At 63.0% G+C, this 13,252-nt stretch carries 12 protein-coding genes and 1 pseudogene; 6 read left to right on the top strand and 7 right to left on the bottom strand.

The genetic code is table 11. From position 1 onward, the window contains the following. Nucleotides 1–200 precede the first annotated feature (200 nt). The 3 genes from OSC50_RS08650 to OSC50_RS08640 are packed head-to-tail and all read right to left on the bottom strand — an operon-like array spanning nucleotide 201 to nucleotide 2,639. Nucleotides 201–1,007, bottom strand: coding sequence for a sulfite exporter TauE/SafE family protein (locus OSC50_RS08650; RefSeq protein ID WP_253508407.1), 807 nt, complete (start codon nucleotides 1,005–1,007; stop codon nucleotides 201–203). After that, entirely contained in the window at nucleotides 1,008–2,252 is a 1,245-nt protein-coding gene (locus OSC50_RS08645) for an NAD(P)/FAD-dependent oxidoreductase (RefSeq protein ID WP_266246025.1), read from the bottom strand. It lies immediately after the preceding gene. 51 nt (nucleotides 2,253–2,303) lie between these two features. Then, on the bottom strand, nucleotides 2,304–2,639 hold the full coding sequence (locus OSC50_RS08640) for an ArsR/SmtB family transcription factor (protein ID WP_017527038.1): 336 nt from the start codon (nucleotides 2,637–2,639) through the stop codon (nucleotides 2,304–2,306). Between the two features lie 95 nt (nucleotides 2,640–2,734). Between OSC50_RS08640 and OSC50_RS08635 the strand changes: the two genes are divergently transcribed. Continuing rightward, complete coding sequence (locus tag OSC50_RS08635; RefSeq protein WP_266246031.1) at nucleotides 2,735–3,598, top strand: MBL fold metallo-hydrolase; 864 nt, start codon at nucleotides 2,735–2,737, stop codon at nucleotides 3,596–3,598. A gap of 108 nt (nucleotides 3,599–3,706) precedes the next feature. Here OSC50_RS08635 and bkdR read toward each other — a convergent pair whose 3' ends face one another. Further along, nucleotides 3,707–4,195, bottom strand: coding sequence for a Bkd operon transcriptional regulator BkdR (gene bkdR / locus OSC50_RS08630; RefSeq protein ID WP_034137807.1), 489 nt, complete (start codon nucleotides 4,193–4,195; stop codon nucleotides 3,707–3,709). A gap of 195 nt (nucleotides 4,196–4,390) precedes the next feature. On the opposite strand from bkdR, the gene OSC50_RS08625 reads away from it, so the two are divergent. The 5 genes from OSC50_RS08625 to OSC50_RS08605 all read left to right on the top strand — a co-directional run bounded on the left by OSC50_RS08625 (nucleotide 4,391) and on the right by OSC50_RS08605 (nucleotide 10,530). Next, nucleotides 4,391–5,626, top strand: a complete 1,236-nt coding sequence (locus tag OSC50_RS08625) for a 3-methyl-2-oxobutanoate dehydrogenase (2-methylpropanoyl-transferring) subunit alpha (protein ID WP_253508413.1) — start codon at nucleotides 4,391–4,393, stop codon at nucleotides 5,624–5,626. A 1-nt stretch (nucleotide 5,627) separates the two neighbouring features. After that, a complete protein-coding gene (locus OSC50_RS08620; protein ID WP_181081791.1) occupies nucleotides 5,628–6,686 on the top strand; it encodes an alpha-ketoacid dehydrogenase subunit beta in 1,059 nt (352 codons plus the stop codon). Then, nucleotides 6,687–7,943 (top strand): dihydrolipoamide acetyltransferase family protein, encoded by a 1,257-nt coding sequence (locus tag OSC50_RS08615; protein WP_266246036.1) that lies wholly within the window; start codon nucleotides 6,687–6,689, stop codon nucleotides 7,941–7,943. Between the two features lie 4 nt (nucleotides 7,944–7,947). Then, nucleotides 7,948–9,327 carry a dihydrolipoyl dehydrogenase gene (gene lpdA / locus OSC50_RS08610; RefSeq protein ID WP_266246038.1) on the top strand — a complete coding sequence of 460 codons (1,380 nt, stop codon included), beginning with the start codon at nucleotides 7,948–7,950 and terminating at the stop codon, nucleotides 9,325–9,327. Between the two features lie 183 nt (nucleotides 9,328–9,510). Beyond that, nucleotides 9,511–10,530 carry a branched-chain amino acid aminotransferase gene (locus OSC50_RS08605; protein WP_181081794.1) on the top strand — a complete coding sequence of 340 codons (1,020 nt, stop codon included), beginning with the start codon at nucleotides 9,511–9,513 and terminating at the stop codon, nucleotides 10,528–10,530. A gap of 196 nt (nucleotides 10,531–10,726) precedes the next feature. On the opposite strand, the pseudogene OSC50_RS08600 reads toward OSC50_RS08605, so the two are convergent. From OSC50_RS08600 to OSC50_RS08590, 3 genes and pseudogenes are all read right to left on the bottom strand, one after another. Continuing rightward, nucleotides 10,727–11,176, bottom strand: a pseudogene (locus OSC50_RS08600) (GNAT family N-acetyltransferase); the annotation flags it as partial. A gap of 12 nt (nucleotides 11,177–11,188) precedes the next feature. Further along, nucleotides 11,189–12,022, bottom strand: a complete 834-nt coding sequence (locus OSC50_RS08595; protein WP_253508419.1) for a TIGR03915 family putative DNA repair protein — start codon at nucleotides 12,020–12,022, stop codon at nucleotides 11,189–11,191. Further along, entirely contained in the window at nucleotides 12,019–13,239 is a 1,221-nt protein-coding gene (locus OSC50_RS08590) for a putative DNA modification/repair radical SAM protein (protein WP_181081796.1), read from the bottom strand. Before OSC50_RS08590 ends, OSC50_RS08595 begins: the two co-directional genes overlap by 4 nt. Nucleotides 13,240–13,252 lie beyond the last annotated feature (13 nt).

The following is a 13,252-nucleotide window of genomic DNA, read 5'->3' as shown; positions in this document are numbered from 1 at the left end:
CTCTGATGCATGAGTGTACGAAGGGCGGGGGATGCGACCTATGCTACTTGGGTACTGGGTGGGGGGATGCGATGGGATGAAGGCGCTTGATCGTTCCCACGCTCCGCGTGGGAATGCAGCGGGTGACGCTCCGCGTCACGACCGTCAAGAGCGGACGCGGAGCGTCCAGGGCGGCATTCCCACGCGGAGCGTGGGAACGATCAATGCAGGGCGTTGACCAGCATGCCAATCGCCACCACCACACATAGGCTGGCAAACCCCACCTGCAGGGTGCGTGCGGCGATGACCGAACACAGGCGCCGGCCAACCAGCATGCCGACGATGCTGGCTGCGATAAACACCCAGCCGACGGCATCGATACGCACGCCGGCATGGAACGCGCCGACCACGCCGATCAGCGAAATCAGGCTGATCACCATCAACGAGGTGGCGACAATGCCGCGCATCTGCACATCGGTAAGCTGTTTGAATGCCGGCACGATCAGAAAGCCACCGCCCACGCCGAGCAGACCCGACACCGCACCGGTGATGGCGCCCAGGGTGGCCAGGGTGGCGGTGCATTTGGCGGTCCAGGCCAGGCGCCCGGTCTGCTGGTTGAGCATGCAGTTTTTCTGGCCCCAGGAGGCGGCGCCATGGTCGCTCGGCCCGGCCTGGAGTTTCTCCCGTTGCAGCATGCGCCACGCCACCAGCACCATCAACGCGCTGAACAGGCCCTTGAGCAGCGCTTCGGGCATCTGGTGGGCGACGAACACCCCCAGCGGGGAAAACAGCGCGCCGAGCAACGCGATCAGCAACGCGGCGCGATAACGCACCAGGCCATGGCGCAAACCGTCAATCGCCCCCACCGCCGCCGCCGCGCCCACAGCGAGCAGCGACACCGGCGCGGCCTGGGTCATGCTCAGGCCCAGCCCCAGCACCAACGCGGGCACACCGAGGATGCCGCCACCGGCGCCGGTCAAGCCCATGACCATGCCCATCAACACGCCCAACACACTGGCCAGCAGCATTCAGTCCACCTTGCTCAGGCGGGTCAGCCATTCGCGGCCCTTGAGCATGCCGTTCCAATAGAACCATGGCAGCAACGTGGCCTTGAGAAACCACATGGAACGACGTGCCCGCGTCGGGTCGAGGGCGAACGTCGGCAGCAGCTTGCCACCGTAACCAAACTCGGCCAGCACCACTTTGCCCTTCTCCACCGTCAGCGGGCAGGAACCGTAGCCGTCGTACTTGAGCGGCAGCGGCGCCTGTTTGCGCAGGGCCAACAGGTTTTCGGCGACCACCACAATCTGCTTGCGCACCGCCGCGGCGGTCTTGGCATTGCTGGTGCCGCACACATCGCCCAGGCCGAAGACACGCGCATAGCGCTGATGCTGCAGGCTGTGCGGGTGCACGTCGCACCAGCCGGCGGCGTCGGCCAGTGGGCTGTTGCGGATAAACTCCGGCGCCATTTGCGGTGGGACCACGTGCAGCAGGTCGAAAGTTTTTTCGACACGGGTGACGTTGCCTTCAGCGTCCTTGACGTCAAACCAGGCTTTGCGTGCCGGACCGTCGACTTTCACCAGGTTGGTATTGAAGGCCAGGCGCGCGTTGTATTTCTCCACGTATTTCATCAACGGCGGCACGAAGGTCGCCACGCCGAACAGCGCCGCGCCGGCCAGGTTGAATTCCACGTCGATGTTTTTCAGATGGCCTTGCTTGAGCCAGTGGTCGCAGGACAGGTACATGGCCTTCTGCGGCGCGCCGGCGCATTTGATCGGCATGGCCGGCTGGGTGAACAGTGCCTTACCGGCCTTGAGTTGCTTGACTTGCTGCCAGGTATAGACGGCGTGCTCGTAGCTGTAGTTGGAGGTCACGCCGTGCTGGCCGAGGGTGTCCTGCAGGCCTTCGATTTTTTCCCAGGCCAGACGCAGGCCAGGGCAGACGACCAGATTGTTCCAGGTCACGCGCTGGCCGTTGTCGAGCACCAGGCTCTGGCTGTCCGGCAGCACCTCGGTGACGGCGGCCTGCACCCAGGTCACGCCATTGGGCAATACGTCGGCCAGGGGACGGCGGGTTTTTTCCAGGTCGTAGGCACCGCCGCCCACCAGGGTCCAGGCCGGTTGGTAGCAGTGGTAGTCGCTGGGTTCGATCAGGGTGATGTTCAGATGGGGGTCGCGCTTGAGCAGGCTGGCCAGCAGGCCGATGCCCGCCGAGCCGCCGCCGATGACAACGATGTCGCCACTGATGGTTTGGCCCCAGTGTTGGTCGGTCATGGTCTATCGCCTTTTTTTGTCAATGCACACAAGGGTCGCCGCCGGATGGCGTTACGCCCAACTTTTTATGACCGCGCCGCAGTACAGCCCGGACAAGGTCTTCATCACTTGAATCACTTCGTGGCTGGCCAGCCCGTAGAAAATGTATTTGCCTTCGCGACGGGTGGCCACCAGCCCTTCGTCGCGCAGGATGCCCAGTTGCTGGGACAGCGTCGGCTGGCGCACGCCGGTCATGGTCTCCAGCTCGCCGACATTGCGTTCGCCCTGGGTCAACTGGCACAGGATCAACAGGCGGTCTTCATTGGCCAACGCCTTGAGCAAGGCGCAGGCTTTGGACGCGGACGCACGCAACTGGGCGACTTCGCCCTCACTCAAGGTAGATTCCATTTGCGTCGGGTCCTGTGTGTCACTTAATCTGAAAACATTATGTTTAAATATAAAGTGATTGTAATCACTTTTTTCCAGCATCAGGGGCTACCGCCATGCCAGCGTTGATTCAATCCTTTCTGGACGAGGCGTCGTCGACCTATACCTATGTGGTCTACGAAGCGGACGGCGGCGCCTGCGCCATCGTCGATTCGGTGCTCAACTACGACCCCGCCTCCGGCCGCACCGACACCACCCAGGCGGACAAGGTGATCGCATTCGTACACGAACACCGTTTGCAGGTGCAGTGGCTGCTGGAAACCCATGCCCACGCCGACCACTTGTCCGCCGCGCCCTACCTGCGCCGCACACTGGGCGGCAAGATCGCCATCGGCCAGTGCATCAGCAAAGTGCAGGACGTATTCAAAAACCTATTTAACCTGGAGCCGGAATTCCGGGCGGACGGTTCGCAGTTCGATCATTTGTTCGCCCCGGACGAGTGCTTCCACATCGGCGGCCTGCAAGCCCAGGCCTTGCATGTGCCCGGTCATACCCCGGCGGACATGGCCTACCTGATCGAGGGTCGGTTGATCCTGGTCGGCGATACCCTGTTTATGCCGGATGTGGGCACCGCGCGCTGCGACTTCCCCGGCGGCGATGCGCGGCAGTTGTACGCCTCAATGCGCAAATTACTGGCGTTTCCACTGGAGACCCAACTGTACGTGTGCCATGACTATCCACCCCGGGGGCGCGAGGCGAAATGCCTGACCACGGTAGCCGAACAGCGCGCAGGCAATATTCATGTGCATGACGGCGTGGATGAAGCGGCGTTTGTGGCGATGCGCACCCAGCGCGATGCGGGGCTGGGGATGCCGACGCTGTTGTTGCCGGCGATCCAGGTGAATGTACGGGCCGGGCATCTGCCGCCGGCGGAAGACAATGGGGTGACCTACCTGAAGATCCCCCTCAACCAGCTCTGAAATGCGGGATTCGAGTTGCCCAAGATGGCGGTGTGACAGGCAGCTTGGCGCTAGCTGATTCACCGCCATCGGGGGCAAGCCCCCTCCCACATGTGTGCCTGGGTTGCATCAGGAACCGAGGCTGATGCCGTTGGAGGGCAATGGCAACGCGGTCTTGTAGCGCACCTGCTTGAGCGCAAAGCTGGAGCGGATATTCGCCACGCCCGGCACTTTGGTCAGAAAGTCCATCATGAAACGTTCCAGCGCCTGGATCGTCGGCACCAGTACGCGAATCAGGTAGTCGGGGTCGCCGGCCATCAGGTAGCACTCCATCACCTCGGGGCGGTCGGCGATGGCGCTTTCGAACTGTTGCAGGGCCAGCTCATTCTGTTTTTCCAGGCTGACATGGATAAACACGTTGACGTGCAACCCCAGCAGATCGGCATCCAGCAAGGTGACCTGCTCACGGATCAGGCCCAGTTCCTCCATGGCCTTGACCCGGTTGAAACACGGCGTGGGCGACAGGTTGACCGAGCGGGCCAGGTCGGCGTTGGTGATCCGCGCGTTCTCCTGCAGGGCGTTGAGAATGCCGATATCGGTACGGTCCAGTTTGCGCATGAGACAAAATCACCTGTTTATTATGTTTATGCAGATTTTTTATCCGCAAATGATCATGAGCGCAATGAAACACAGATAAATATTCTTCTACGCCCCGCCTATGATTGTTGTAGGACAAGATTTCCCCTATCCGGGGACTGATTGTCAGCTAGCGCGCCCACTACAAGAAATTCACAAGATAGAGCGTAGAAAGCCATGACCCAGCAGTACGAACCGCTGCGCCTGCACGTTCCCGAACCCTCGGGCCGCCCAGGCTGCAAGACCGATTTCACCTACCTGCGCCTGAACGACGCCGGCCTGGTGCGCAAACCCGCCATCGACGTAGAACCCGCCGACACCGCCGACCTGGCCAAGGGCCTGATCCGTGTACTCGATGATCAGGGCCAGGCCCTGGGCCCATGGGCTGAAGGCGTACCCGTAGAGATCCTGCGCAAGGGCATGCGCGCCATGCTCAAGACACGGATCTTCGATAACCGCATGGTGGTCGCCCAGCGTCAGAAAAAAATGTCGTTCTACATGCAAAGCCTTGGCGAGGAAGCCATCGGCAGCGCCCAGGCCCTGGCCCTGAACATCGACGACATGTGTTTCCCCACCTACCGCCAGCAAAGCATCCTGATGGCCCGCGAAGTGCCGCTGGTGGACCTGATCTGCCAGTTGCTGTCCAACGAGCGCGACCCGCTCAAAGGTCGTCAGCTGCCGATCATGTACTCGGTCAAAGACGCTGGCTTCTTCACTATTTCCGGCAACCTCGCCACCCAATTCGTACAGGGCGTGGGCTGGGGCATGGCGTCGGCGATCAAGGGCGATACCAAGATCGCGTCGGCCTGGATCGGTGACGGCGCCACCGCCGAATCGGACTTCCACACCGCCCTCACCTTCGCCCACGTCTACCGCGCGCCGGTGATCCTCAACGTGGTCAACAACCAATGGGCCATCTCCACCTTCCAGGCCATTGCCGGCGGTGAAGCCACCACCTTCGCCGGACGCGGCGTCGGTTGCGGCATCGCCTCCCTGCGTGTGGACGGCAACGACTTCATCGCGGTGTACGCCGCTTCCGCCTGGGCCGCCGAGCGTGCGCGCCGCAACCTGGGCCCGACCCTGATCGAATGGGTCACCTACCGCGCCGGCCCCCACTCCACTTCGGACGATCCATCCAAGTACCGCCCCGCCGACGACTGGAGCCACTTCCCGCTGGGCGACCCGATTGCCCGTCTAAAGCAGCACCTGATCAAGATTGGCCAGTGGTCCGAAGAGGAGCACGCGGCGGTCAGTGCCGAACTGGAAGCCGAGGTCATCGCCGCGCAAAAACAAGCCGAACAGTACGGCACCCTGGCCGGTGGCCAGATCCCAAGCGCCGCGACCATGTTCGAAGACGTCTATAAAGAGATGCCGGAGCACTTGAAGCGCCAGCGTCAGCAGTTGGGGATCTGACATGAACGATCACAACAACAGCATCGAAGTGGAAACCGCCATGACCACCACCACCATGACCATGATCCAGGCCCTGCGCTCGGCCATGGATGTGATGCTCGAACGCGACGACAACGTGGTGGTGTTCGGCCAGGACGTCGGTTATTTCGGCGGCGTGTTCCGCTGCACCGAAGGCCTGCAGAGCAAGTACGGCACTTCGCGGGTATTTGACGCGCCGATCTCCGAAAGCGGCATCGTCGGCGTGGCGGTGGGCATGGGCGCCTATGGTTTGCGCCCGGTGGCCGAGATCCAGTTCGCCGACTACGTCTACCCCGCCACCGACCAGATCATCTCCGAAGCCGCGCGCCTGCGTTATCGCTCCGCCGGCCAGTTCACCGCGCCGCTGACCATGCGCATGCCCTGCGGCGGCGGCATCTATGGCGGCCAGACTCACAGCCAAAGTATCGAAGCGGTGTTCACCCAGGTCTGCGGCCTGCGCACGGTGATGCCGTCCAACCCGTATGACGCCAAGGGCCTGCTGATCGCCTCCATCGAAAACGATGACCCGGTGATCTTCCTCGAACCCAAGCGCCTGTACAACGGCCCGTTCGACGGCCATCACGACCGCCCTGTCACCCCGTGGTCGAAACACCCGCAAGCCCAAGTGCCGGACGGTTACTACACCGTGCCGCTGGACGTGGCCGCCATTGTGCGTCCGGGCTCGGCCGTCACCGTGCTGACCTACGGCACCACCGTGTATGTGTCCCAGGTGGCCGCCGAGGAAACCGGCATCGACGCCGAAGTCATCGACCTGCGCAGCCTGTGGCCGCTGGACCTGGAAACCATCGTCAAATCGGTGAAAAAGACCGGCCGTTGCGTGGTGGTGCATGAAGCCACGCGCACCTGTGGCTTTGGCGCCGAGCTGGTAGCGCTGGTGCAGGAGCATTGCTTCCACCACCTGGAAGCGCCGATCGAACGCGTCACCGGGTGGGACACCCCCTACCCGCACGCGCAGGAGTGGGCGTATTTCCCTGGGCCGTCCCGTGTGGGCGCGGCGCTGCAACGGGTCATGGAGGTCTGAATGGGCACGCACGTTATCAAGATGCCGGACATTGGCGAAGGCATCGCGGAAGTAGAACTGTCGCAGTGGCATGTGAACGTCGGCGATATGGTGGTCGAAGACCAGGTGCTGGCGGATGTGATGACCGACAAGGCGATGGTGGATATTCCCTCGCCGGTGCACGGCAAGGTGATCGCCCTCGGCGGCGCGCCGGGCGAAGTCATGGCCGTGGGAAGTATTCTGATCAGCATTGAAGTGGAAGGCGCGGGCAATACCAAGAACGTGCCGCTCGAGGCTGAACCGGTGAAAGCCGCTCCCGTGGTTGAAGCCAAGCCAGCCCCGGTCCAAAGCAAACCCGCACCAACTCAGGCTCCAGCGCAAGCCCCGGTAGCCCGCGAAGCCGACGAACGCCCGCTGGCCTCCCCCGCCGTGCGCAAGCATGCGCTGGATGCCGGCATCCCGCTGCGCCTGGTCCAAGGCTCTGGCCCGGCGGGCCGCATTCTGCACGAAGATTTGGACGCTTACTTGCTCCAGCCTGCGACGCAACATAAAACCGCTGCCGCCTCTTACGCCGAACGCCACGACGAAGAACAGATCCAAGTGATCGGCATGCGCCGCAAGATCGCCCAGCGCATGCAGGACGCCACCCGGCGCGCCGCGCATTTCAGCTATGTGGAAGAAATCGACGTCACCGCGCTGGACGAGCTGCGCGTGCACCTTAACGAAAAACACGGTGCCACACGCGGCAAGCTGACCCTGTTGCCGTTTATCGTGCGCGCCATGGTCGTGGCGCTGCGCGACTTTCCGCAGATCAATGCGCGTTACGACGACGAAGCCCAGGTCATCACCCGCCTCGGCGCGGTGCATGTGGGCGTCGCCACCCAGAGCGACATCGGCCTGATGGTGCCGGTGGTGCGGCATGCCGAAGCCCGCAACCTGTGGGGCACCGCCGAAGAGATCGCGCGCCTGGCCACGGCCGCGCGCAATGGCAAGGCCAGCCGTGAAGAACTGTCCGGTTCCAGCATCACCCTGACCAGCCTCGGCGCGTTGGGCGGTATCGTCAGCACGCCGGTGCTGAACCTGCCGGAGGTAGCCATCGTCGGCGTCAATCGCATCGTCGAACGGCCGATGGTGATCAAGGGCCAGATCGTGATTCGCAAGATGATGAACCTCTCCAGCTCCTTCGATCACCGCGTGGTCGATGGCATGGACGCGGCGCAATTCATCCAGGCCATTCGCGGCCTGCTCGAACAACCCGCCAGCCTGTTCCTGGAGTAAGGGCATGACACAAATTACCCATACCACCCTGCTGATCATCGGCGGCGGCCCCGGCGGTTATGTCGCGGCGATCCGCGCCGGTCAACTGGGCATCCCGACCATCCTGGTGGAAGCCCAGGCATTGGGGGGCACTTGCCTGAATATCGGCTGTATTCCGTCCAAGGCCTTGATCCATGTGGCCGAGCAATTCCAGCAAAGCGTGCATCACAGCCAGGGCTCGCCGCTGGGCATAGAAGTGGACGTGCCGACACTGGACATCCGCAAAAGCGTGGAATGGAAGGACGGCATCGTCGACCGCCTGACCACCGGCGTCGCAGCCTTGCTCAAGAAGCACAAGGTGCAGGTGATACACGGCTGGGCCAAGGTAGTCGACGGCAAGACCGTCGATGTCGGCGAGCAACGCATCCAGTGCGAACACCTGCTGCTGGCCACCGGTTCCACAAGCGTCAACCTGCCGATGCTGCCCATCGGTGGGCCGATTATCTCGTCTACCGAAGCCCTGGCGCCGACCCGCGTGCCCAAACGCATGATCGTAGTGGGCGGTGGTTATATCGGCCTGGAACTGGGAATCGCCTACCGCAAGCTTGGGGCGCAGGTCAGCGTAGTAGAGGCGCAGGATCGCATCCTGCCCGCCTACGACGGCGAGCTGACCCAGCCGGTGGCCGAATCCCTCAAGCAACTGGGGGTAACGCTGTACCTCAAGCACAGCGTCACCGGGTTTGCCGACGGCAACCTGCAGGTTCGTGACCCCAACGGCGACACCTTGTCATTGGCCACCGACCAGGTGCTGGTCGCGGTGGGTCGCAAACCCAACACCCAGGGCTGGAACCTCGAAGCGCTGAACCTGGACATGAACGGCGCGGCGATAAGGATCGACAGCCGCTGCCAGACCAGCATGCGCAATGTGTATGCCATCGGCGACCTGAGCGGCGAGCCGATGCTGGCGCACCGAGCCATGGCCCAGGGCGAAATGGTTGCCGAACTGATCAGCGGCCTGCACCGCGAGTTCAACCCGGCGGCGATCCCGGCGGTGTGCTTTACCGACCCGGAACTGGTGGTGGTCGGCAAAACGCCCGACGATGCCAAGGCGGCGGGACTGGATTGCATCGTGTCGAGCTTCCCGTTCGCGGCCAATGGCCGGGCGATGACGCTGGAGTCGAAAACCGGCTTCGTGCGGGTGGTGGCGCGGCGGGACAACCATCTGATCGTCGGCTGGCAGGCTGTGGGTGTGGGTGTGTCCGAACTGTCCACGGCCTTCGGCCTGAGCCTGGAAATGGGCGCGCGCCTGGAAGACGTGGCCGGCACCATTCACGCGCACCCGACCCTCGGTGAGGCTGTGCAGGAAGCGGCATTGCGGGCGCTGGGCCACGCGCTGCATCTGTAGGCAACCCAGCTCCCACCCTTGAGATGCAATCAGCTGTGGGAGCCGGCCTTGCCCGCGATAGCGGCGGATCAGCCAATACAGATGTCGGATGGTCCGCCCACCTGCTCCCACACGAGCCAAGAATGAAGTATTGTTGCGCCCATCCAGAAAAAAAATCCGACTTGACCAGAGATAGAGGGTGTCATGGGTAACGAAAGCATCAATTGGGACAAGCTGGGTTTTGACTACATCAAGACCGACAAGCGGTTTCTCCAGACCTGGAAAAACGGCGAATGGCAAGCCGGCACCCTGACCGACGACAACGTGCTGCACATCAGCGAGGGCTCCACCGCCCTGCACTATGGTCAGCAGTGCTTTGAAGGCCTCAAGGCCTACCGTTGCAAAGACGGCTCGATCAACCTGTTCCGCCCGGACCAGAACGCCGCCCGCATGCAACGCAGCTGCGCGCGCCTGCTGATGCCCCACGTACCGACCGACGCGTTCATCGACGCCTGCAAGCAAGTGGTCAAGGCCAACGAGCGGTTCATCCCGCCGTACGGCAGCGGCGGCGCGCTGTACCTGCGTCCGTTCGTGATCGGCACCGGTGACAACATCGGCGTACGCACCGCGCCCGAATTCATCTTCTCGGTGTTCTGCATCCCGGTCGGCGCCTACTTCAAGGGCGGCCTGGTGCCCCACAACTTCCAGATCTCCACCTTCGACCGCGCCGCGCCACAAGGCACCGGCGCGGCCAAGGTCGGTGGCAACTACGCCGCCAGCCTGATGCCGGGCTCGGAAGCGAAGAAATCCGGTTTTGCCGACGCAATCTATCTGGATCCGATGACCCACTCGAAAATCGAAGAAGTCGGTTCGGCCAACTTCTTCGGGATCACCCACGACAACCAGTTCATCACGCCGAAGTCGCCTTCGGTGCTGCCAGGCATCACCCGCCTGTCGCTGATCGAACTGGCCCAGACCCGCCTGGGCCTGGAAGTGGTCGAGGGCGAAGTGTTCATCGACAAACTGGACCAGTTCAAGGAAGCCGGCGCCTGCGGCACCGCCGCAGTAATCTCGCCGATCGGCGGCATCCAGTACAACGGCAAGCTGCATGTGTTCCACAGCGAAACCGAAGTCGGCCCGATCACCCAGAAGCTCTACAAAGAGCTGACCGGCGTGCAGACCGGCGACGTCGAAGCACCTGCCGGCTGGATCGTAAAGGTCTAACCGCCTGTGGGAGGGGGCTTGCCCCCGATAGCAGTGGCTCAGTCAATGAATCTGTTGACTGATACACCGCATCGGGGGCAAGCCCCCTCCCACATTCGAGCCGGTTCTTTCAGTTAACTGAGGAGGGCGTTTGGATTCTCATATAGCGCAAGCCTCCTCCCACATTTACTTTCCGATGTGCTCAGGCATCGCACGGCAACAGCGCCTTCTCCATCACCAAGGTGCGCTCACTGCCGTGATCGACCTCACGTACCGTGCGAAACCCCAGCCTGGCGTAAAACGGCTCGGCCGTCAGCGAGGACGGCACACTCAGCGTTGTCACCCCCGCTTCCCCCGCGCGCAGTTCGATTTCACTCATCAATAACCGGCCAATGCCCTGCCCTTGCCGCGTCGGGTTGACGAACACCGAGCGCACCACTTTGGCATCCAGCGCAGCGGTGCCGACGATGACCCGATCCTGAACCGCCACCAGCACCATACGACGCGCGAAGAGGTCCAGCACCGCCTCCGGCGTGAAGTTACCCGCCACCCGGGCAATCACCTGCGCCGGATAATCCTGTGCATTACTGCCGTACAAGGCCGCCAGGATAACCTGGCTGACCCCCTCGGCATCGTCGGGCTGGGCGAGACGTACGACGGTAGACATGATCCCTCCTGTTTAACCTTGCCCGCTGGCAATACGCTTACCGGGCCTGCTGCCGATCATCTTGGCCTGACCATCCTTCTGCTTCCCCGTTCGCGCTTCGCTGATCAAGCTTGGGATCAGCTTGCCCTCCGGCAGGTTTTTCCAGAAACGACTGGGCAGGTGCCCTTCCATCACCTTGGGGTTCAACCGCGCCGGGTTGAATATATGGCTGTAATACGTCAGCCACATGGCGCTGTGAGGGTCTTCGACGTTCTGCGCCAGTTGCTGCCAGGCTTCGGGGCAATGGCGTTGATGAACCAGCTGTTCGCCATCGTAATACACGCCGTCCAACGGTGTGGCGATCATCCAGCGATGACGGCCCATGCGCCCGATAAAGTGCTGGCTGGCCGATTTCAGAATGTCGTGGGCGGGTTCATGCCAGGCTACGTATTCCGGCAGTTCCGGCCCAGCCTCCGGCGGCAGCGCGACAAAGCGCACGAACGCGTGCAGGTGGTGCGCTTCACGGCTGACCTGCTTGATCCGCCGCTGCAACTCGCTGCCCAGTTTGTCGCCGGCCAGCATCGCGGTGCGGTCGCCGTGGCTGACGCGCCACAGCACTTCATACAACAGGCTCCAGCGTTGGTCGCCGTGGTAGCAGGCGGCCGACTCCAGCAGTTCGAGCAGTGCCTTGGGAATACGCGCCTGAAACGGCCCCAGCCCGGCAGGGATCGGCTCATCGGTGGCAAACAGATCCGCGGCCTGCGCCTCGCCCCAACTCACCTGGCTGGGGTCGACTTGATGACTGAGTAACCAGCGCGCCTGTTCGCGCCAGGTGTCGAACAGGTTGTCGCATTCCAGGCTGATCATCCCCACAGCCCCATCTGCTGCGGCTGCGGGCGGTCCCGCAGTTGCTCGCGCAGCAACACGCTGGTGCTGTCCGCCTGCTGCGGGTGGTAGTCGCTGGTGATGAAAAACGGCTTGGCCTTGGCCAGCACGCAACGCATGCGGGCCAGGTCTTCAAAGCGGATTTTGCGCTCGCGGCGCAGGTCCACCAGGCGCTGGGTGGTGCGCAGGCCGATACCGGGAATACGCGCGATCAAGGTCGGTTCGGCGCGGTTGAGGTCCAGAGGGAACACCTCGCGATGCTCCAGGGCCCAGGCCAGCTTGGGGTCGATATCCAATGCCAGGTGACCGGGGCCTTCGAACAATTCGCCGGCGCTGAAGCCGTAGCTGCGCAGCAGGAAGTCGGCCTGGTACAGGCGGTGTTCGCGCATCAGCGGCGGCGCGGCCAGGGGTACGCTTTTCGGGCTGTTGGGAATGGGGCTGAACGCCGAGTAGTAGACGCGGCGCAGCTTGAAGTGGCCGTACAGCGCTTCGGCGCCGTGCAGGATGGTGCTGTCGTCGGTGTCGTCGGCGCCGACGATCATCTGCGTGCTCTGCCCGGCCGGGGCGAAACGCGGCGCGCGAGGTTCGTTGAGCACCGTCTGCTCGCCGGTGTAGATGGTCTGCATGGCCTGCTTGATCGAGCCGATCTGCTTCTCCGGCGCCAGCGTCTGCAGGCTGGCATCGGTGGGCAGTTCGATATTCACGCTCAGACGATCGGCATAACGCCCGGCCTCGGCAATCAGCGCCGGGTCGGCTTCGGGGATGGTCTTGAGGTGGATATAACCGCGAAAGTCATGCTCCTCGCGCAGCAGTTTCGCCACCCGGACAAGCTGCTCCATGGTGTAGTCGGCCGAACGGATAATGCCGGAGCTGAGGAACAGCCCGCTGACGCAATTGCGCCGGTAGAAATCCAGGGTCAGGGTGACCACCTCCTCCGGACTGAACCGCGCACGCGGCACGTCGCTGGAGCGGCGGTTGACGCAGTATTGGCAGTCGTAGAGGCAGAAGTTGGTGAGCAGCACCTTGAGCAGCGACACACAGCGCCCGTCAGGCGTATAGCTGTGACAAATGCCCATGCCATCGGTGGAACCCAGCCCCGCCTTGCCCTCGGAGCTGCGCTTGGGCGCGCCGCTGCTGGCGCAGGACGCGTCGTACTTGGCGGCGTCGGCGAGGATGCTGAGTTTTTCGATCAACTGCATGGCGGGTTACCGA

Origin of the sequence: Pseudomonas quebecensis (assembly GCF_026410085.1) — a bacterium.
GTDB lineage: Bacteria > Pseudomonadota > Gammaproteobacteria > Pseudomonadales > Pseudomonadaceae > Aquipseudomonas > Aquipseudomonas quebecensis.
Note: the sequence above shows the minus strand (reverse complement) of the source record. Positions and strands in the feature narration are given on the sequence as shown.

Excerpts from the sequence above, each read along its gene's own strand:
- OSC50_RS08590 (WP_181081796.1), bottom strand. The coding sequence starts at position 13,239 with ATGCAGTTGATCGAAAAACTCAGCATCCTCGCCGACGCCGCCAAGTAC.
- OSC50_RS08625 (WP_253508413.1), top strand. The coding sequence starts at position 4,391 with ATGACCCAGCAGTACGAACCGCTGCGCCTGCACGTTCCCGAACCCTCG.
- OSC50_RS08615 (WP_266246036.1), top strand. The coding sequence starts at position 6,687 with ATGGGCACGCACGTTATCAAGATGCCGGACATTGGCGAAGGCATCGCG.
- bkdR (WP_034137807.1), bottom strand. The coding sequence starts at position 4,195 with ATGCGCAAACTGGACCGTACCGATATCGGCATTCTCAACGCCCTGCAG.
- OSC50_RS08650 (WP_253508407.1), bottom strand. The coding sequence starts at position 1,007 with ATGCTGCTGGCCAGTGTGTTGGGCGTGTTGATGGGCATGGTCATGGGC.
- OSC50_RS08595 (WP_253508419.1), bottom strand. The coding sequence starts at position 12,022 with ATGATCAGCCTGGAATGCGACAACCTGTTCGACACCTGGCGCGAACAG.
- lpdA (WP_266246038.1), top strand. The coding sequence starts at position 7,948 with ATGACACAAATTACCCATACCACCCTGCTGATCATCGGCGGCGGCCCC.
- OSC50_RS08605 (WP_181081794.1), top strand. The coding sequence starts at position 9,511 with ATGGGTAACGAAAGCATCAATTGGGACAAGCTGGGTTTTGACTACATC.
- OSC50_RS08635 (WP_266246031.1), top strand. The coding sequence starts at position 2,735 with ATGCCAGCGTTGATTCAATCCTTTCTGGACGAGGCGTCGTCGACCTAT.
- OSC50_RS08645 (WP_266246025.1), bottom strand. The coding sequence starts at position 2,252 with ATGACCGACCAACACTGGGGCCAAACCATCAGTGGCGACATCGTTGTC.
- OSC50_RS08620 (WP_181081791.1), top strand. The coding sequence starts at position 5,628 with ATGAACGATCACAACAACAGCATCGAAGTGGAAACCGCCATGACCACC.
- OSC50_RS08640 (WP_017527038.1), bottom strand. The coding sequence starts at position 2,639 with ATGGAATCTACCTTGAGTGAGGGCGAAGTCGCCCAGTTGCGTGCGTCC.